The organism is Micromonospora sp. WMMD1155 (genome assembly GCF_029581275.1).
Taxonomy (GTDB): domain Bacteria; phylum Actinomycetota; class Actinomycetes; order Mycobacteriales; family Micromonosporaceae; genus Micromonospora.
Map to the genome: position 1 here is coordinate 3,464,483 of NZ_CP120742.1, position 17,831 is coordinate 3,482,313.

Consider the following 17,831-nt stretch of genomic DNA (forward strand, 5'->3'; position numbering starts at 1 on the left):
CCGTGATGTCGGGCTGTCCCGGCACCAGACATCGAGGAACGTGCGCCGTACCCTCGGCTGATGGCCAAGGTTCTGTATTCGGCGACCGCATCACTCGACGGCTACATCGCGGGCCCGGGCGGTGACATGTCGTGGCTGACGGACCATCTCGGGGGCGAGAACCCGACGGCGGAACGCCTGCTGCACAGTGTCGGCGCGATCCTGGCCGGCAACGGCACCTTCGGCGGCGACGACCCGAACCGCGGCACCGACAGCGAAGGCGCCTTCGGCGGCCAGTACCACGGGCCCGTCTTCATCCTCACCCACCGACCCCCGGCCGAACCATCCGCCGACGTCACGTTCGTGAGTGACCTGCACACCGCCGTCGCCCAGGCCAAGGAGGCCGCCGGGGACAAGTACGTCAACATCCTCGGCGCCAACGTGGCCAAACAGTGCATCGAGGCCGGGCTGCTCGACGAGGTCCTCATGTTCTTCGCCCCGGTGCTGCTCGGCGACGGGGTACGCATGTTCGACCACCCGGGCGGCACCACTGTGCGGTTGGTGCGCCTACCCGGCGAGACCGAACACTGGTACCGCGTCGCCTACTGAGCCCGCTCGCCTTCGGTCTCCCGCCCCGCGCGCCCCGTGCTCCGCGCTCCGCGCTCCGTGCTCCGTGCTCCGTGCTCCGCGCCCCGTGCTCCGTGCTCCGTGCTCCGCGCTCCGTGCTCCGCGCTCCGTGCTCCGCGCTCCGTGCTCCGCGCTCCGTGCTCCGCGCTCCGTGCTCCGTGCTCCGTGCTCCGTGCTCCGTGCTCCGCGCTCCGTGCTCCGCGCTCCGCGCCCCGCGCCCCGCGCCCCGCGCCCAAGATCCGCGCAACTTCCCGGATGTTGCTGCTTCCGACGTGCGGGAGACACCAACATCCCTGATGTTGCGCGGATCTTGAGCGACGAGCATCCGGCGCGGGTGGCCGCATCGGCGGCCCGCGCGCACTGCCGTTGCAGTATTGAGGCGTGCGACGGGATCTGGGTGATGGCTGGTCGATCGATCTCTACGGTGACTGGACGGCTGAGCGCGCCACAGACGGCGGCACAACCTGGTGTGCGCCCGGCCGCACGATCCTGGTCGTGCCCGGCGCTCCATGGCGGTGTGCCGATGGGGTCGACATCATCGCCTCGCTCGATGCCCAGCTACCGCCGGAACCCACGGTCAAGCTGGGTGAGGGGGGCCGAGGCGGGACCGGTCATCGCGCCGCCTGGGTCTACCACCACGACGGCGATGTCGAGTCCACCCTCCACGGCTACGCCTTCACCGATGAGACATACCTGGAGACGGTCTTCACCGACAGGCACTCGGGTGACCTCGGTTGGGCCTACGACGCTTGGCGGTCGGTGACCCGATCTGCCGCATAGTCGGTCGACGGGTCTCGAGCAGTGACCTGCTGGCATCAACGCAGGAACGTGAAGAGGGTTCCCGAAGGTTCCAGGGGCCGCGGAGCGCTTGCGAACCGGTGAACGCCGACAGAGAATCGAACGTCGTCCGGAGCGTGGAATGCCTGCTCCACGAAGCCGGCAGCCCGAAACCACTCCCGTACCGCCGGGGTCAGGTCCGGCTCGCGCCGCGTCCTGGTCCAGATCACGGTGGCGCCCTCGGCGCAGACCTGGGGTAGGGCGGCAAGGGTTCGCTCTACGTCGGCGTCCGAGATGTTGCCGAAGACCCCGACCATGAGCAGCAGGTCGGCCGGAACCATCCCCGCGTACGACGACAGCCGGCCCGCGTCTGCCTGCCTGATCACGATGGTGGAGAGCCCGGCCTGAGCGGCGGCGGCCTGAGCGGCCGCCACATTGCCCGCGTCGTTCTCAAGAAGGGTCGCGCGTACGCGTTGAGCATCAGACCTGGAGGCGAGGACGCCGATGAGGTCTCGGCCCTGCCCCGCGCACACGCTCACCACAGTCAGCCGCTCGTCGGAACGCTGCTCGAGCCACGACGCAATGTGCTGCTGCACCAGGCGCAGTCGACGCGACAGCGGGGATGTTTCATCGGCATAGGGCTCATGCCACGCCTGCCAGTGTGTCTGGGCGGTCATTCGGGCAACGGTGCCAGGCCGATGCTCACACCGAGGCTGCGCCGGGCCGTCGGAGGCCGATCGCGGCCGACCAACGACGACCAGGAGTGACGGTGTGCCCAGGGGATGATCGGTCTGCCAGCTCGCCGGTCCGCGCCCTACCGGTAGTTGGTGAACTGGAGGGCGACGCCGAAGTCCTCGCCCTTGAGCAGTGCGATGACCGCCTGGAGGTCGTCCCGCTTCTTGCCGGTTACCCGCAGCTGGTCGCCCTGGATCTGGGCCTGCACGCCCTTGGGGCCCTCGTCGCGGATCTTCTTGCTGATCGCCTTGGCCTTGTCCGTCTCGATGCCCTGGATCACCTTGCAGTCGATCTTGAAGGTCTTGCCCGACGGGCGCGGATCACCGGCGTCCAGCGACTTCAGCGAAATGTTCCGCTTGACCAACTTCTCCTTGAACACGTCCAGCGCCGCCCGCACCCGCTCCTCGGTCTCCGCCTGAAGGCCGATCGCCTCCTCGCCGGACCAGGAGATCTCAGCGCCGGTGCCGCGGAAGTCGAACCGCGTCGCGAGCTCCTTCTCCGCCTGCCGAAGGGCGTTGTCGACCTCCTGGCGGTCAACCTTGCTCACGATGTCGAACGACGGGTTCGCTGCCATGTTTCTGCTCCTGCTGTCCGGCGGTCTGGGCCTGCCGTCGGCCGCCGACCAGCGGCACGACCCCCTGACCGTACCCGGTTGCGTTGGTGCCGGGGGGAGCCGCTATCCTTGCTTCCGCCGCCGCGTTACGACGCGGTGGGGTGCCCTGGCGGGTTGCCCGAGCGGCCAATGGGAGCGGACTGTAAATCCGTCGCGAAAGCTTCAGAGGTTCGAATCCTCTACCCGCCACCAGGTGCAGACACGGCCCCTGAACAGCAGAGATGCTGATCGGGGGCCGTTGTCATGTCTCCGGCCGACCCCAGCCGAACTGCGGGAGGTGGTCCGGCGGCTGAGGGCGTCCTGAGGACGGAGTCGGCAGCGTCAGCTCGACGGAATTCGTCTGGTGCGGCGGACCGGCACAGCCCAGGTGGGGGCGTGCGTATCCGCACCGTCGATGCGGGGTAGGCGATCCGACTGACGCCGGCGCTGGTCACGTATGCGGCCGCACGGGGGTGCTCTCCGTCTGTAACGAATCCGCCGGGGGGCTGGCGCGATGGCGGTAAGACGGTATGGTTGTCGATGGCCGATACGGAGAGCGAGCATCGACATACCGCCTCCAGGTGTTACGTACGGTGACCGTCGCGCTGGAAGCAGTGAGCGTCGGACGGCTGGACCGAATTGTGGTGAAGGTCGTATTGAGCGTTCTGTGAAGCGGTGAGCTGCCCCGCAGGCGTGTGATCTGGCCCGGTGCGACGAGGGCGGTCGGCCGAACGGCGGGAAGTCACAGACGGTGGGGTCAGTCGGGGCGTCCACCACTTTTCTGGCTGCCAGCCCTATGGCACCATCGTGGAATCTTTATCCACGCTGCACATCTTCCGACAGGAGCGATAATGTCTGGTCGTAGGTTGGGCCGACTGAGCGGGTCGCTTCTCCTTCTTCTCGCTGCCGCCGCCATCGTCGGATTCAACGCCGGTCTCTACGACGGCATGGCCGATGCTTACCAGGCCACCGACATCATCTGGACCATCGGCACAGAGAGCGCTGTCGTCGACAGCGGCCGCTGAGCGGTTCCGCCGTCATCGCCACCGGACGGCGGGGGCCGAAGAAGCCGTAGGGAGCGACATGGCGCAGCGTGATCGCTCGCGACGATCAGCAGATCGGGCCTGGTTCATCACCGGGCCATTGGCGCTGTTCGCGGCTATTTGTTCCCTGGTCACGGGGCTGGTGTCTGATCCGCCGTTCGGTGACTGGCTGTTGGCGGCCGCGTTGCTGGTCGCGATGGTCGGCATCGGCATGCCGGTCCTCAACTTCGTCATCCGGCGGCAGTCGTTCGGCGTGACGCTGACCGAGATTCCGCTGGTCCTCGCACTCTTTCTGCTGCCACCGTTGACCGTCGTCGTGATCTACACGGTGGCGTCCATGCTCACGCAGACGCGCCACCGGTTCGCGCCCGTCAAGTTCTGGTTCAACGTGGCCAAGGCGGCCGCCGGCACGTCTCTCGCGGTCCTCGTCCTTGAGGCGCTGCCACCCCTCGAAAAGGTGGAACCGGGCACCTGGCTGGGGCTGTTCGCGGCCGTCACCGCGGTGATCCTCGTCAGTCTGGTGGCCGTGGTCGGCGTGCACACGCTGTTGCAGGGCTGGCAGGCGGGACGGGACGCCCTGCGCACCGCGCCCCCAGCGCTCCTCACCGCAGCGATCAACGCCTCACTCGGTCTGATCATCCTGATCGCCGTCACCACCACGTGGTGGTCTGTGCTGCTGCTGGCCTCGCTGGGTGCGGCCCTCGTGCTGGTCTACCGCTCCTACGCGGCGTTCTTCCGCCAGCACCGGACGCTGGCCGCGATGTACGAGCTGACCCGCGCGATCGCGGAGCAGGGCCAGGATGGTGCGCTCGTCGATGCTCTCCTGGGTCGGGTCCGAGCGCTGATGCAGGCCGAATACGCGACACTCTGGCTGCCCGCCCAGGGCCGTCATCCCGAGGTGCTGCTCACCGCCCGGGTCGACGATTCGGGCCTGCTGGACGTCGTGCCGACGCCGCCGTCCCTCCGGCAGCGAGCCGCGGACGAGGGACGGACCCTCGCGGTGGGGCGTGCCTTCGACGACGAGTCGCACGAGCGACAGGCACTGAGTCAGGGCAAGATCAAGGACGTCATCGTGGTGCCGCTCCGTTCCGGCCAAGCGGTCATCGGCACGCTGGAAGTCGCCAACCGGCTCAGCGACGTCGGTCATTTCACCCGTAGCGACATCCCCATCTTCGAGACCGTGGCGGCGCACGCGGCGGTGGCGTTGGAGAATTCCCGCCTGGTGGACCGGCTGCGGCACGACGCCTACCACGACGCGTTGACCCGGCTGCCCAACCGGCGGCGGATCACCGACGCGCTGGACGAGTCGGTCAAGATCCGGCTGCCCGGTGAGGTGGTGGCGCTGCTGCTCTTCGACGTCGACGGGTTGCGGCAGGTCAACGAGTCCCTCGGTCACGCGGCGGGGGACAAGGTCCTCGCCGAGGTCGCCAGCCGGTTGCGGGCCAGCGCGCCGTCGGCGGCGCTGGTCGGCCGGGCGGGTGGCGACGAGTTCCTGGTGACGTTGCGGTTGGAGAGCGCCGAGGCCGCGCTGGAGTTGGCCGCCCAACTGCGCGACCAGATCCGCGACGAGATGGTGTTCGACGCGCTCACCCTGGACGTGAACACCGCCGTCGGGGTGGCGGTACACCCGGATCATGGAAGCGATGCGGCGACCCTGCTCCTGCGGGTCGACCTGGCGGCCACGGCGGCGAAGTCGGTGCCGGGCAGCGTGCAGCTCTTCAACCCGGCTCTGGAGTCCCGGTCGCTGCGTCGGCTCGGTCTGGCCGGCGATCTGCGCCGAGCGTTGGACGACGACGAGCTGGAGGTCTACTTCCAGCCGAAGGTGACCCTGCGGGACCGGCGTCTGGTGGGTGTCGAGTGCCTGGCCCGGTGGGAGCATCCGACGCATGGCACTGTCGCCCCGGAGGACTTCGTGGCGGTGGCCGAGCACACCGGTCAGTTGAGCCGACTCACGGAGGTGGTGCTCCGGGAGGGGCTGCGCCGCAGCCGGGACTGGGCGCTGGCCGACCAACCGCTGCCCATCGCCGTCAACCTCGCGGCCCGCACGCTGACCGACCAGGACTTCCCGGAGCGGGTGCGGGAGCTGCTGAGCGAGTACCGGGTGCCGGCGCAGCGTCTCACCCTGGAGATCACCGAGTCGGGGGTGCTGGACGGCACGGACCGGCCCATCCCGACCCTGCAGCGGCTGCGCGACCTCGGCGTCCGGCTGTCGGTGGACGACTTCGGCACGGGCGACTCGTCCCTGGCGCACCTACGCCGGCTGCCGGTGCACGAGGTGAAGGTGGACCGCTCCTTCGTGCAGGGCATGGCGACCGACCCGGGGGACCTGGCCATCGTCAACGCGGTGGTGACTCTCTCGCAGCAGTTCGGCCTGGCCGTGGTCGCCGAGGGCGTGGAGAGTGAGCTGACGCTGGAGCTTCTCCAGGACATCGGCTGCGAGATCGGGCAGGGCTTCCTGTTCAGCAGGCCGCTGCCGTACGAGCGGTTGGCCGCCTGGTTCGGTGCTCAGGTCGAGCCGGAGACGACCGCCGAAGGGGAGCTTCCGCGCCTTCGAGTAGTGCCCTGAGCAGGGCGGGAACCATCACCGGGGATCCGATTTCACCTGTCGAGCCGGGCCGTGTACTCTTACTCCTGCGCGCCCCACGGGGAGATCGCGCAGGCCCCCTTAGCTCAGTCGGCAGAGCGTCTCCATGGTAAGGAGAAGGTCTACGGTTCGATTCCGTAAGGGGGCTCGAGGGTTCAGCTGGACCCATCGCAGCGGTGTAGCTCAGATGGTAGAGCAAGCGGCTCATAATCGCTGTGTCGCCGGTTCAAGTCCGGCCACCGCTACTCTCGTCTTCCGGGCTCGTTGCCGGTGGTCGTAAGAATGGGCGCTTCTGGCGCCCACTTTGCATGTCCGCGCTGTCAGCGTCTAGGCTGGCGCGTCGTAGTTGTTTCCGTTAGCGAGGAAGGCACTCCGCCGTGGCGAAGGCTACCGATGTCCGGCCGAAGATCACTTTGGCGTGTGTGGAGTGCAAGGAGCGCAACTACATCACGCGCAAGAACCGGCGCAACGACCCCGACCGCATCGAGCTGAAGAAGTTCTGCCCGCGTGACGGTCGGCACACGGTCCACCGCGAGACCCGCTGATCCGTGGCCGGCTTCGCGCCGGCCGTTGTCGAAGCTCTAGCAATCGCCGATCTGACCGGTTTGGCGCGGCTCCGCCGCCGCCTGCCGATCGGATCGGCGATTGCGCTTGCGTGTAGGTTCGCGGCATGTCTCTGGACCCTTCCTTCGTCGGCCGGACCTATCCGCCGACCGCCCCCTACCAGGTGGGCCGAGAAAAGATCCGTGAGTTCGCCAGCGCCATCGGGGCCACGGACCCGGCTCATCACGACCCGGAGGCTGCTCGGGCGCTGGGGCACGGCGACGTGGTGGCCCCGCCGACCTTCCCGGTGATCGTCACGATGGCCGCCACCCGTCAGATCATCGAGGATCCGGACCTGGGCGTCGACTACAGCCGCCTGGTGCACGGCGACCAGCGGTTCGCGTACACCCGGCCGGTCGTCGCGGGCGACGAGCTGGTCTGCACCAACACCATCGAGGACGTCAGCACCCGGGGTGGGCACGGCTTCCTGACCACGCGCACCGACGTGAGCACCGTCGGCGGGGAACCGGTGGTCGCCGTCTGGGCCAGGTACGTCATTCGCGGGGAGGGCTGAGATGGAGCTGCCGACCAAGACGTTCCGGGTGACCCGCGCCGACCTGGTGCAGTACGCGGGCGCCTCGGGTGACTTCAACCCGATCCACTGGAGTGACCGGGTCGCCACCAAGGTCGGTCTGCCCGGGGTGATCGCCCACGGCATGTTCACCATGGCGCTGGTCGGCCGGGCGGTCACCGAGTGGGCCGGAGCGCCCGACGCGGTGGTCGAGTACGGGGTCCGGTTCACCCGACCGGTTGTTGTTCCCGACGACGACCAGGGCACCGAGATCGAGGTCACCGCCAAGGTCCGTGAGGTCACCGAGGACGGCCTGACCCGACTCGACGTGACCGCGACCTGTCTGGGCGAGAAGGTGCTCTCGCAGGCCCGCGCGACGATCCGTGCGGCCCGCTGAACCCTCCCCGCCACGCGTGGCGGGGAGACCGGTTGGGAAAGTCGGGGGGCTACCCGTACACTGGTCCGCCGTGGGGCAAGTGACCCCTGCTCGGTCGTCTGTGACCGCGTGGGGCGAGTGTTGCCGCACAGGGGTGTAGCTCAATTGGCAGAGCAGCGGTCTCCAAAACCGCAGGCTGCAGGTTCAAGTCCTGTCACCCCTGCGCCTCAGGCCTGACCGTTCCCGTGGGTCGCGCCGCCAGCATGGCGGCGTCCGGCCCGTGGTGGTGGCATCGGCGGGGTGGTTCCGAGGCGATCGGGCCCCTCCGGATGATCCACCGGCCGCGGCCCGTCGCGGGACGGTTGGGCCCGGCTGGCGTGACCAGCGCCGCGTACGCCGCCCGGCGTGCGACCCGAGATTCCGCGACGGAGGGCGAAGTGGCCGACAACAAGCGGCACGGCGAGGACGCCGGCGACGATCGTCTGGATGACGAGATCGTCGACGACGTGGCCGACGACGACGCCACCGGCGCGGACGAGCCGGTTTCCCGGGGCGGCACCGCCACGCGGTCGCGCGCACGGGCGGAGTCGGCGGACAGCCGACCGACCACCCGGTCGGAAACGGGTCGGGTGGGCGTGTTCGGCCGCATCGCGCGGTTCTTCCGCGAGGTCGTAGCCGAACTGCGTAAGGTCATCTGGCCGACCCGCAAGGAGTTGCTGACCTACACCGCCGTGGTGGTGACGTTCGTCGCGGTGATGCTGACGATCGTCGGTGTGTTGGACTACGGCTTCGCCAAGGTCGTGCTGTTTGTCTTCGGCAACTCGGACTGACCGGCTGCCTCCAGCCGATAGTGACGGAAGTGAGCGAGCGTGCCTGAGTACGACGAGACCGCCGGACCGGTGGACGAGCAGTCCACGGTCGCGACGGCGGCTGGTGACGAGTCGGTTGAGGCCGCCAGCGAGCCGGAGTTCCCAACGACCGAGCCCGCACCGGACGAGGATTACGACGCGGTCGCCGAGCTGAGGCAGAAGCTGCGTTACGCGCCTGGCGACTGGTACGTGGTGCACTCGTACGCCGGCTACGAGAACAAGGTCAAGACCAACCTCGAGACCCGGATCACGAGCCTCGACATGGAGGACTTCATCTACCAGGTCGAGGTGCCGACCCGGGAAGAGGTCGAGGTCAAGAACGGCAAGCGTTCCCAGGTCCAGGCCAAGGTCTTCCCGGGTTACATCCTGGTCCGGATGGAGCTGACCGCCGAGTCCTACTCGTGTGTGCGCAACACCCCGGGTGTGACGGGCTTCGTCGGCGCGACCGACCGGGCCGACCGGCCCGCCCCGCTCTCCCTCGACGAGGTGTTGAAGTGGCTGGCACCGGCCGTCGAGACCGAGCAGAAGAAGGCGAAGCCGGAGGTCAAGGTCCTCGACTTCGAGGTGGGCGACTCCGTCACCGTCACCGACGGCGCCTTCGCGTCGCTGCCGGCCACGATCAGCGAGATCAACGCCGACCAGCAGAAGCTCAAGGTGCTGGTGTCGATCTTCGGTCGGGAGACCCCGGTGGAGCTCAACTTCAACCAGGTCGCCAAGATCTGACTGGTCGTCGGCGGCGGGCCCGACCCGTCGCCGACGTCGGCGTAGCCCTCCCGCTCGACCTCGGCGGACGAGCGGGCTGCGGCCTGCGCTACTCTTGAATGTCGCCGCTGTCGCACCGCGCTGACCGTGCGCGCTCCGAGGGCGGCGACAGCCGCATTTTCCCAGCTCCAAGCCCCAGGAAGTGACATGCCTCCGAAGAAGAAGCTCGTCAAGACGTTCACGCTTCAGCTGCCGGCGGGCCAGGCCACGCCGGCCCCGCCGGTCGGCCCCGCGCTCGGCCAGCACGGCGTGAACATCATGGAGTTCTGCAAGTCCTACAACTCGCAGACCGAGTCCCAGCGGGGCGACATCGTCCCCGCCGAGATCAGCGTCTACGAGGACCGGTCCTTCACCTTCGTGCTGAAGACCCCGCCCGCCGCCCGGCTGCTGCTCAAGGCCGCCGGTGTGCAGAAGGGCTCGGGTGTTCCGCAGTCCGACAAGGTCGGCTCGGTCAGCCGCGGCCAGCTCCGTGAGATCGCCGAGAAGAAGATGGCCGACCTCAACGCCAACGACATCGAGCAGGCCGAGAAGATCATCGCCGGCACCGCCCGGTCGATGGGCATCACCGTCAACGACTGACGTCGGCCCAGGCCGTCGACCCGACCGTGGGAGGGCCCGCGCCGAGCGGCCCGCCAGAGACCACAGGAGTAATCAGCAATGCAGCGCAGCAAGAGCTACCGCAAGGCCGCCGACGTCATCGACCGGTCGAAGCTCTACACCCCCGCCGAGGCCGTGAAGCTGGCCAAGGAGACCACCAACGTCAAGTTCGACGCCACGGTCGAGGTCGCCATGCGCCTCGGCGTCGACCCCCGCAAGGCGGACCAGATGGTCCGCGGCACGGTCAACCTGCCGCACGGCACCGGTAAGACCGCCCGCGTGATCGTGTTCGCCGGTGGCGCGAAGGCCGAAGAGGCCGCCGCGGCGGGTGCCGACGAGGTGGGCACCGACGAGCTGGTCGCCCGGATCCAGGGTGGTTGGCTCGACTTCGACGCGGCGATCGCCACGCCGGACCAGATGGCCAAGATCGGCCGGATCGCGCGGATCCTGGGCCCGCGCGGTCTCATGCCGAACCCGAAGACCGGCACGGTGACCATGGACGTCACCAAGGCGGTGCAGGACATCAAGGGCGGCAAGATCACCTTCCGGGTGGACAAGCACTCCAACCTGCACCTGATCATCGGCAAGGCATCCTTCACGGAGAACCAGCTGGTGGACAACTACGCCGCGGTGCTCGACGAGGTCCTGCGGGCCAAGCCGTCCGCGGCCAAGGGCAAGTACCTCCGCAAGGTCATCCTCACCACCACGATGGGCCCGGGCGTCCCGGTCGACCCGAACCTGGTGAAGAACCTCCGTGAGGACTCGGCCGAGGCCTGAGCCGACAGTTCGCTCCGCCGGGGCGCCGCCACGACTGTGGCGGCGCCCCGGCGCGTTCATGGTGTGGCAGGCTCGACGCCATGCGGCTGGAGAACGTCTGGTTGCGGTACCACCGGCGGGGGCCGTGGGTGCTGCACGGTGTCGACGTGCGGATCGGTCCGGGCGAGGTCGCGGTCGTGCTGGGCCGCAACGGGGTGGGCAAGTCCACACTGCTCCAGGTCGCGGCCGGAGTGCTGCGGCCGGGCCGGGGCCGGGTCACCGATCGGCCCGCGCGGGTGGGCTGGGTGCCGGAGCGCTTTCCGGCCGACCAGCCGTTCACCGTGGCTCGCTACCTGACCGGGATGGCTCGGGTGGCCGGGCTGGGCAGGGCGGCGGCCGACGAGGCGGTGGCCTCGTGGACCGACCGGCTCGGGCTCTCCGCCTTCCGCTCGGTCCGGCTGCCGGAGCTGTCCAAGGGCACCGCGCAGAAGGTGGGCCTGGCCCAGGCGATGCTGCGCCCTCCGGGGTTGCTGGTGCTCGACGAACCGTGGGAGGGGCTGGACGCCGCCACCCGCGAGCTGGTGCCCGAGCTGATCGACGAGGTGCTCGCCGCCGGGGGGTCCGTCCTGGTCAGCGACCACCGGGGGGAGACCGTCCGATTGCCGGCCGCGCGCCGCTGGCTGGTGGCCGACGGTTCGCTGACCGAGGAGAAGTCCGCCGCGGACGAGACGCTCGCGGTGGTCGAGGTCGCGGTTCCGGCCGCGCGGGCCGCCGGCACCGTCGCCCGGTTGCGCGCCGAGGGGCATCACATTCTGCGGGTACGCGTCGACGCCCCCACCGCCGCAGCTCCGGCGCGACCGGGCGAGCCGTCGCCGGAGGCCGGTGCCGCCCGACCCGGCGAGCCGCCGTCCTCGGTGGTCGGGGAACCGGCAGCGGGGCAACCCGCCGACGCGGTGGTCGAGCCGGCGGCGGGGGAGGCCCGGTGAACGCCCTGATCCGGATGCGGCTGGCGGGTTTCCTGCGGACCGGCCGCGCGGTCGCGCCGCTGCTCGCCGGCCTCGTGACGCTCGGCCTCCTCTACGGCGGCGGTCGTGCCCAGCCGGCGGAGGCGTACGGCGTCTCGGCAGTGGTCCTCTTCCCGGTCATCGCCTGGCAGACCAAGATCCTCCTGGACGTGGAGCCGGACGTGCAGCGCCGGCTGGCACAGGTGGCGGTCGGGGTGGCCCGGGAGCGGTCGGCGGGTCTCCTCGCCGCCGGTGTGGCAGCGCTGGTGACGGTGGGCGTCGGGCTGCTGTTCCCCTGGTTGGTCGGTGGGGTTTCCGGCCCGGTCGAGCCGGGGGACCGGTCGATCCCGGTCGGGCTCGCGCTGGGGCTGTGGGCGCACCTGGTGGCCGTACCCGCTGCGGTCGCCCTCGGCGCGCTGGCCAGCCGGGCGTCGGTGGGCGGGGCCGGGTACGGCGTCGCGGTGCTGGCCCTCGGCGGCGTCGGCGCGGTGGTGCTGGGCCTGAGCGGCTCGGTGGTTCCCTGGCTGGCACCGCCGATCATGGCCGCCGCCCGCGCCACCGGAGGGGGCGCCGCCGCGCTCACCCTGGTCGGGCTGAGCATGTGGGCGGTGGCCTGGAGCGCCGTGGTCGTCGGCGGCTATCTGTGGCGGCGGCGGGCCCGGGGCTGACCACCGACGTCGGCGTCGGTGACGTGGCTCACCAGGCGCGATTTGGTGCTGGTGGCCCGGGCGCGTACTCTTCAAACGTCATCCGTGTTCTCATGGATGGCGAACCACCCAGAGACCGCTGGTCACCGTGCTTCGGCACGGTCGAAGGTCCCGCGACAACGGGCGACCCGCGCAGGGCGGCAAGCGTAACTCGGCAGTGAGCATGGTCCGCCGACCGTGACGATCCGCCGGCCCTCGCCCCGTGCGCCCTGCGCCGGGGCTTTTTCGTTGTCGCGCTGCCTCCGCTCCCGTTCCGGCTTCGGCCGTGACGGGGCCAGCCTCGAGTAACGAGAGAGGAGGGACATGGCGGACAAGCCGATCCGGGCCGACAAGGCCACGGCCGTCGCTGAGCTGACCGAGAGCTTCCGCAGCTCGGGCGCCACCGTGCTGACCGAGTACCGCGGTCTGACGGTTTCCCAGCTCACCCAGCTTCGGCGCTCGCTCGGCGCCGACACCAGCTACATGGTCGCGAAGAACACGCTGGCCAAGCGTGCTGCGACGGACGCGGGCATCACCGGCCTCGACGAGCTGTTCACCGGTCCTACCGCGCTGACTTTCGTTTCGGGCGACGTCGTCGAGGCGGCGAAGGGGCTTCGCGACTTCGCGAAGGCCAACCCGAAGCTCGTCATCAAGGGCGGTGTCTTCGAGGGCAAGGCCATTTCCGCGGCCGAGGTCACGAAGCTCGCCGACCTGGAGTCCCGCGAGGTGCTGCTGGCCAAGCTGGCCGGCGCGATGAAGGGCAACCTGAGCAAGGCCGCGGCCCTGTTCCAGGCCCCGCTGTCGAAGACCGCCCGTCTGGCGGCTGCACTGCAGGACAAGCGCGAGAAGGAGGGCGCCGAGGCGGCCTGAGGGCTTCCACGGCGCACCAGTTCTTACTTATCAGCATTAGGAAAGGACGCCAGACATGGCGAAGCTCAGCACCGACGAGCTGCTCGACGCGTTCAAGGAGATGACGCTGATCGAGCTCTCTGAGTTCGTGAAGCAGTTCGAGACCACCTTCGAGGTCACCGCTGCCGCTCCGGTCGCGGTTGCCGCGGCCGGCGGTGCCACCGGTGGCGCTGCTGCCCCGGCCGAGGAGGAGAAGGACGAGTTCGACGTCATCCTCGACGCCGACGGTGGCAAGAAGATCCAGGTCATCAAGGTCGTGCGTGAGCTGACCGGCCTGGGCCTCAAGGAGGCCAAGGACGCGGTCGAGTCCGCGCCGAAGGCCATCCTGGAGAAGGTCAACAAGGAGACCGCCGAGAAGGCGAAGGCCAAGCTCGAGGGTGAGGGCGCCAAGGTCACCCTCAAGTGACCTGAGCTCCACCTGCGCGTACCCGGCTCGTGAGCCGGGACACGAATCGCGTCACGGCGGGCGGTGATCCGACACGGATCGCCGCCCGCCGTGTTGGTGGATGCGGCGCGGACCGGCCCTGAGCTGGGCTCCGACGACCGGCGTGCGGGACCCCGAGGAGCGCGGCGGGTCGCCCGCCAGCAGGAAAGAAGTGACGACCCGGATACCGGCCCTTGACGCGGCCCCGGGCTGCCAGGCACGCTGACACCAGCAAGACACCGCGCTTGCGACGGCCACGATGTGGGTATGACAGCGACGGCACCATCGGTCGCGGTCACCCGAGCGGCCCAGTGGGGAGTTGCGTTCTGAGCGGCCCGGCAGACCCCGGTTGAGGGGGGCCGAGGCGCGTTCCGCAAACGACCTGCGGGGTGGGCTGGACAGCGGTTAGCCTCTCGGCTACACTGCTAGTTTGCGCTGCCTTCCGACTTGACCCCTGCTCGGAAATGTCCGTTTACGGATAATTCTGGTGGGGTCATTGGAGTGCACGCGTACCAGCCGTTCTGCAGCACCGGTCCTCGGAAGGACGCATCTTGGCAGCTTCCCGCCCTGCGAAGACCAGTCGTACGTCGAGCGCATTCGCTCCCCGCCGAGTTTCATTCGGCAGGATCACCGAACACCTCGAGGTCCCCAACCTCCTTGCCATCCAGAACGAGTCCTTCGACTGGCTCGTCGGCAACGAGGCTTGGCAGGGCCGGTCGGCGGACGACCCGCACGCACGCTCGGGTCTCGCGGAGATCCTTGAAGAGATCAGTCCCATTGAGGACTTCTCCGGCACCATGTCACTCTCCTTCTCGGCGCCGCGCTTCGACGAGGTCAAGGCCTCGATCGAGGAGTGCAAGGAGAAGGACCTGACCTACTGCGCTCCGCTCTTCGTGACCGCGGAGTTCACCAACAACACCACTGGCGAGATCAAGAGCCAGACGGTGTTCATGGGTGACTTCCCGATGATGACGCCCAAGGGCACCTTCGTCATCAACGGCACCGAGCGCGTCGTGGTCAGCCAGCTCGTCCGGTCCCCGGGCGTCTACTTCGACAAGCAGCCGGACAAGACCTCCGACCGCGACCTCTCCAGCGTCAAGGTCATCCCGAGTCGGGGTGCCTGGCTGGAGTTCGACATCGACAAGCGCGACACGGTCGGCGTACGCATCGACCGCAAGCGTCGGCAGGCCGTCACGGTCCTGCTCAAGGCCATCGGATGGTCGGCCGAGCGGATCCGTGAGCGGTTCGGCTGGTCCGAGCTGATGATGACCACGCTCGAGAAGGACCACATCGCCGGCGCCGACGAGGCGCTGCTCGACATCTACCGCAAGCTGCGCCCTGGCGAGCCGCCGACGCGCGAGAACGCCCAGACCCTGCTCGACAACCTCTTCTTCAACCCGAAGAGGTACGACGTCGCCAAGGTCGGGCGCTACAAGTTCAACAAGAAGCTCGAAGTCGACGTGCCGATCACCACGGGCACGCTGACCGAGGACGACATCGTCGCCACCGTGGAATACCTCTGCCGGCTGCACGCCGGTGAGGAGGGCTACGAGGCCGACGACATCGACCACTTCGGCAACCGTCGTCTGCGCACCGTGGGCGAGCTGATCCAGAACCAGGTTCGGGTCGGCCTGTCCCGCATGGAGCGGGTCGTCCGCGAGCGGATGACCACGCAGGACGTCGAGGCGATCACCCCGCAGACCCTGATCAACATCCGCCCGGTGGTGGCGGCGATCAAGGAGTTCTTCGGGACGTCGCAGCTGTCCCAGTTCATGGACCAGACCAACCCGCTGGCGGGCCTGACCCACCGGCGGCGGCTGAGCGCGCTCGGCCCGGGTGGTCTGTCCCGGGAGCGGGCCGGCTTCGAGGTCCGCGACGTGCACCCGTCCCACTACGGCCGGATGTGCCCGATCGAGACGCCGGAAGGCCCGAACATCGGTCTGATCGGCGCGCTGTCCACCTTCGCCCGGGTCAACCCGTTCGGCTTCATCGAGACGCCGTACCGGAAGGTCGTCGAGGGTCGGGTCACCGACCAGATCGACTACCTGACCGCGGACGAGGAGGACCGTTTCGTCAAGGCCCAGGCCAACGCGCCGCTGCGGGCTGACGGGACGTTCGCCGAGGACCGGGTCCTCGTCCGTCGTAAGGGCGGCGAGACCGAGGACGTGGCGCCGGGCGCCGTGGACTACATGGACGTCTCGCCGCGGCAGATGACCTCGGTCGCGACCGCCATGATCCCGTTCCTCGAGCACGACGACGCCAACCGGGCACTGATGGGCGCGAACATGCAGCGCCAGGCGGTGCCGCTGGTCAAGGCCGAGGCGCCGCTGGTGGGCACGGGCATGGAGTACCGGGCCGCTGTCGACGCCGGCGACGTGGTCGTCGCCGAGGTCGGCGGTGTGATCGAGGATCTCTGCGCCGACTACGTCACCATCCACCAGGACGACGGCCACCGCCGGACGTACCTGCTGCACAAGTTCCGCCGCTCCAACGCCGGCTCCTGCGTCAACCAGAAGCCGGTGGTCTTCGAGGGCGACCGCGTCGAGGCCGGTCAGGTCATCGCCGACGGGCCGTGCACCGACGAGGGCGAGATGGCACTCGGGCGCAACCTGCTCGTGGCCTTCATGACCTGGGAGGGGCACAACTACGAGGACGCGATCATCCTGTCGCAGCGCCTCGTGCAGCAGGACGTGCTCACCTCGATCCACATCGAGGAGCACGAGGTCGACGCTCGGGACACCAAGCTCGGCCCGGAGGAGATCACCCGCGACATCCCGAACGTCAGCGAGGAGATGCTCGCCGACCTCGACGAGCGCGGCATCATCCGGATCGGTGCCGAGGTCGTCCCCGGTGACATCCTGGTCGGCAAGGTCACGCCCAAGGGTGAGACCGAGCTGACCCCGGAGGAGCGGCTGCTCCGCGCGATCTTCGGTGAGAAGGCGCGCGAGGTCCGCGACACCTCGCTGAAGGTGCCGCACGGCGAGACCGGCACGGTCATCGGTGTGCGTACCTTCTCCCGCGAGGACGGCGACGAGCTGCCGCCGGGTGTCAACGAGCTGGTGCGGGTCTACGTCGCCCAGAAGCGCAAGATCCAGGACGGCGACAAGCTCGCCGGCCGGCACGGCAACAAGGGCGTCATCTCGAAGATCCTGCCGATCGAGGACATGCCGTTCCTGGAGGACGGCACCCCGGTCGACATCGTGCTCAACCCGCTGGGTGTGCCGAGCCGGATGAACATCGGCCAGGTGCTGGAGACCCACCTCGGTTGGGTCGCCAAGACCGGTTGGAAGGTCGAGGGCGACGACACCGAGTGGAAGCGGCAGTTGCGCTCGATCGACGCGCACGAGTCCGAGGGGGACACGAACGTGGCCACCCCGGTCTTCGACGGTGCCCGCGAGGCCGAGATCTCCGGCCTGCTGGCGTCCACGCTGCCCAACCGTGACGGCAACCAGCTGATCGGTTCCAGCGGCAAGGCGCAGCTGTTCGACGGTCGTTCCGGTGAGCCACTGCCGGACCCGATCGCGGTCGGCTACATCTACATCCTGAAGCTCAACCACCTGGTCGACGACAAGATCCACGCTCGGTCGACCGGCCCGTACTCGATGATCACGCAGCAGCCGCTGGGTGGTAAGGCGCAGTTCGGTGGTCAGCGTTTCGGTGAGATGGAGTGCTGGGCGATGCAGGCGTACGGCGCCGCGTACGCCCTGCAGGAGCTGCTCACGATCAAGTCCGACGACGTGCTCGGCCGGGTGAAGGTCTACGAGGCCATCGTCAAGGGCGAGAACATCCCGGAGCCGGGCATCCCGGAGTCGTTCAAGGTGCTGCTCAAGGAGCTGCAGTCGCTGTGCCTCAACGTCGAGGTGCTCTCCAGCGACGGTGTGGCCCTGGAGATGCGCGAGACCGACGACGAGGTGTTCCGGGCCGCTGAGGAGCTGGGCATCGACCTGTCCCGGCGCGAGCCGAGCTCGGTCGAAGAGGTCTGAGGTGAGCGGTCGGG

At 69.0% G+C, this 17,831-nt stretch carries 18 protein-coding genes and 4 tRNA genes; 20 read left to right on the forward strand and 2 right to left on the reverse strand.

What is annotated here, in order from left to right:
• Window positions 1-60 precede the first annotated feature (60 nt).
• Together O7617_RS15840 and O7617_RS15845 are read left to right on the forward strand one after the other, a co-directional pair.
• Window positions 61-588, forward strand: coding sequence for a dihydrofolate reductase family protein (locus O7617_RS15840; protein WP_282264448.1), 528 nt, complete (start codon window positions 61-63; stop codon window positions 586-588).
• 513 nt (window positions 589-1,101) lie between these two features.
• Window positions 1,102-1,386, forward strand: a complete 285-nt coding sequence (locus tag O7617_RS15845) for a hypothetical protein (protein ID WP_282264449.1) — start codon at window positions 1,102-1,104, stop codon at window positions 1,384-1,386.
• Between the two features lie 35 nt (window positions 1,387-1,421).
• Here the strand turns inward: O7617_RS15845 and O7617_RS15850 are convergent, their stop codons facing one another.
• Window positions 1,422-2,060 (reverse strand): class I SAM-dependent methyltransferase family protein, encoded by a 639-nt coding sequence (locus O7617_RS15850; protein ID WP_282264450.1) that lies wholly within the window; start codon window positions 2,058-2,060, stop codon window positions 1,422-1,424.
• Between the two features lie 137 nt (window positions 2,061-2,197).
• A complete protein-coding gene (locus O7617_RS15855) occupies window positions 2,198-2,692 on the reverse strand; it encodes a YajQ family cyclic di-GMP-binding protein (RefSeq protein ID WP_250791733.1) in 495 nt (164 codons plus the stop codon).
• A gap of 147 nt (window positions 2,693-2,839) precedes the next feature.
• Between O7617_RS15855 and O7617_RS15860 the strand changes: the two genes are divergently transcribed.
• The 18 genes from O7617_RS15860 to O7617_RS15945 all read left to right on the forward strand — a co-directional run bounded on the left by O7617_RS15860 (window position 2,840) and on the right by O7617_RS15945 (window position 17,817).
• Window positions 2,840-2,923: transfer RNA gene (locus tag O7617_RS15860), tRNA-Tyr, on the forward strand.
• 638 nt (window positions 2,924-3,561) lie between these two features.
• On the forward strand, window positions 3,562-3,735 hold the full coding sequence (locus O7617_RS15865; RefSeq protein WP_282264451.1) for a hypothetical protein: 174 nt from the start codon (window positions 3,562-3,564) through the stop codon (window positions 3,733-3,735).
• A gap of 58 nt (window positions 3,736-3,793) precedes the next feature.
• Window positions 3,794-6,319, forward strand: a complete 2,526-nt coding sequence (locus O7617_RS15870) for a bifunctional diguanylate cyclase/phosphodiesterase (RefSeq protein ID WP_282264452.1) — start codon at window positions 3,794-3,796, stop codon at window positions 6,317-6,319.
• 93 nt (window positions 6,320-6,412) lie between these two features.
• Window positions 6,413-6,485 (forward strand) — tRNA-Thr (locus tag O7617_RS15875).
• A 24-nt stretch (window positions 6,486-6,509) separates the two neighbouring features.
• Window positions 6,510-6,582, forward strand: a tRNA-Met gene (locus O7617_RS15880).
• Between the two features lie 132 nt (window positions 6,583-6,714).
• Window positions 6,715-6,882, forward strand: a complete 168-nt coding sequence (gene rpmG, locus O7617_RS15885; RefSeq protein ID WP_007073056.1) for a 50S ribosomal protein L33 — start codon at window positions 6,715-6,717, stop codon at window positions 6,880-6,882.
• Window positions 6,883-7,007: 125 nt separating this feature from the next.
• Window positions 7,008-7,454 carry a MaoC family dehydratase N-terminal domain-containing protein gene (locus tag O7617_RS15890; protein WP_282264453.1) on the forward strand — a complete coding sequence of 149 codons (447 nt, stop codon included), beginning with the start codon at window positions 7,008-7,010 and terminating at the stop codon, window positions 7,452-7,454.
• A 1-nt stretch (window position 7,455) separates the two neighbouring features.
• Window positions 7,456-7,848 (forward strand): MaoC family dehydratase, encoded by a 393-nt coding sequence (locus O7617_RS15895; RefSeq protein WP_282264454.1) that lies wholly within the window; start codon window positions 7,456-7,458, stop codon window positions 7,846-7,848.
• Window positions 7,849-7,977: 129 nt separating this feature from the next.
• Window positions 7,978-8,050, forward strand: a tRNA-Trp gene (locus tag O7617_RS15900).
• A 214-nt stretch (window positions 8,051-8,264) separates the two neighbouring features.
• On the forward strand, window positions 8,265-8,657 hold the full coding sequence (gene secE, locus O7617_RS15905) for a preprotein translocase subunit SecE (protein ID WP_269682297.1): 393 nt from the start codon (window positions 8,265-8,267) through the stop codon (window positions 8,655-8,657).
• Between the two features lie 39 nt (window positions 8,658-8,696).
• Window positions 8,697-9,419, forward strand: coding sequence for a transcription termination/antitermination protein NusG (nusG, locus tag O7617_RS15910; protein WP_278149140.1), 723 nt, complete (start codon window positions 8,697-8,699; stop codon window positions 9,417-9,419).
• A 186-nt stretch (window positions 9,420-9,605) separates the two neighbouring features.
• Window positions 9,606-10,037, forward strand: a complete 432-nt coding sequence (gene rplK / locus O7617_RS15915) for a 50S ribosomal protein L11 (protein WP_282264455.1) — start codon at window positions 9,606-9,608, stop codon at window positions 10,035-10,037.
• A 78-nt stretch (window positions 10,038-10,115) separates the two neighbouring features.
• Entirely contained in the window at window positions 10,116-10,832 is a 717-nt protein-coding gene (gene rplA / locus O7617_RS15920; RefSeq protein ID WP_088987563.1) for a 50S ribosomal protein L1, read from the forward strand.
• An 80-nt stretch (window positions 10,833-10,912) separates the two neighbouring features.
• Entirely contained in the window at window positions 10,913-11,797 is an 885-nt protein-coding gene (locus O7617_RS15925) for an ABC transporter ATP-binding protein (RefSeq protein ID WP_282264456.1), read from the forward strand.
• A complete protein-coding gene (locus O7617_RS15930) occupies window positions 11,794-12,483 on the forward strand; it encodes a hypothetical protein (RefSeq protein ID WP_282264457.1) in 690 nt (229 codons plus the stop codon). The genes O7617_RS15925 and O7617_RS15930 overlap by 4 nt, the downstream gene beginning before the upstream one ends.
• 342 nt (window positions 12,484-12,825) lie before the next feature.
• Window positions 12,826-13,371, forward strand: coding sequence for a 50S ribosomal protein L10 (gene rplJ, locus O7617_RS15935; protein WP_282264458.1), 546 nt, complete (start codon window positions 12,826-12,828; stop codon window positions 13,369-13,371).
• 55 nt (window positions 13,372-13,426) lie between these two features.
• On the forward strand, window positions 13,427-13,816 hold the full coding sequence (gene rplL, locus O7617_RS15940; RefSeq protein WP_088987567.1) for a 50S ribosomal protein L7/L12: 390 nt from the start codon (window positions 13,427-13,429) through the stop codon (window positions 13,814-13,816).
• Window positions 13,817-14,385: 569 nt separating this feature from the next.
• Window positions 14,386-17,817, forward strand: a complete 3,432-nt coding sequence (locus tag O7617_RS15945; RefSeq protein WP_282264459.1) for a DNA-directed RNA polymerase subunit beta — start codon at window positions 14,386-14,388, stop codon at window positions 17,815-17,817.
• Window positions 17,818-17,831 lie beyond the last annotated feature (14 nt).

Coding starts and splice junctions, on each gene's coding strand:
- O7617_RS15840 (WP_282264448.1), top strand. CDS start 61: ATGGCCAAGGTTCTGTATTCGGCGACCGCATCACTCGACGGCTACATC.
- O7617_RS15850 (WP_282264450.1), bottom strand. CDS start 2,060: ATGACCGCCCAGACACACTGGCAGGCGTGGCATGAGCCCTATGCCGAT.
- O7617_RS15855 (WP_250791733.1), bottom strand. CDS start 2,692: ATGGCAGCGAACCCGTCGTTCGACATCGTGAGCAAGGTTGACCGCCAG.
- O7617_RS15865 (WP_282264451.1), top strand. CDS start 3,562: ATGTCTGGTCGTAGGTTGGGCCGACTGAGCGGGTCGCTTCTCCTTCTT.
- O7617_RS15870 (WP_282264452.1), top strand. CDS start 3,794: ATGGCGCAGCGTGATCGCTCGCGACGATCAGCAGATCGGGCCTGGTTC.
- O7617_RS15890 (WP_282264453.1), top strand. CDS start 7,008: ATGTCTCTGGACCCTTCCTTCGTCGGCCGGACCTATCCGCCGACCGCC.
- O7617_RS15895 (WP_282264454.1), top strand. CDS start 7,456: ATGGAGCTGCCGACCAAGACGTTCCGGGTGACCCGCGCCGACCTGGTG.
- rplK (WP_282264455.1), top strand. CDS start 9,606: ATGCCTCCGAAGAAGAAGCTCGTCAAGACGTTCACGCTTCAGCTGCCG.
- rplA (WP_088987563.1), top strand. CDS start 10,116: ATGCAGCGCAGCAAGAGCTACCGCAAGGCCGCCGACGTCATCGACCGG.
- O7617_RS15925 (WP_282264456.1), top strand. CDS start 10,913: ATGCGGCTGGAGAACGTCTGGTTGCGGTACCACCGGCGGGGGCCGTGG.
- rplJ (WP_282264458.1), top strand. CDS start 12,826: ATGGCGGACAAGCCGATCCGGGCCGACAAGGCCACGGCCGTCGCTGAG.
- rplL (WP_088987567.1), top strand. CDS start 13,427: ATGGCGAAGCTCAGCACCGACGAGCTGCTCGACGCGTTCAAGGAGATG.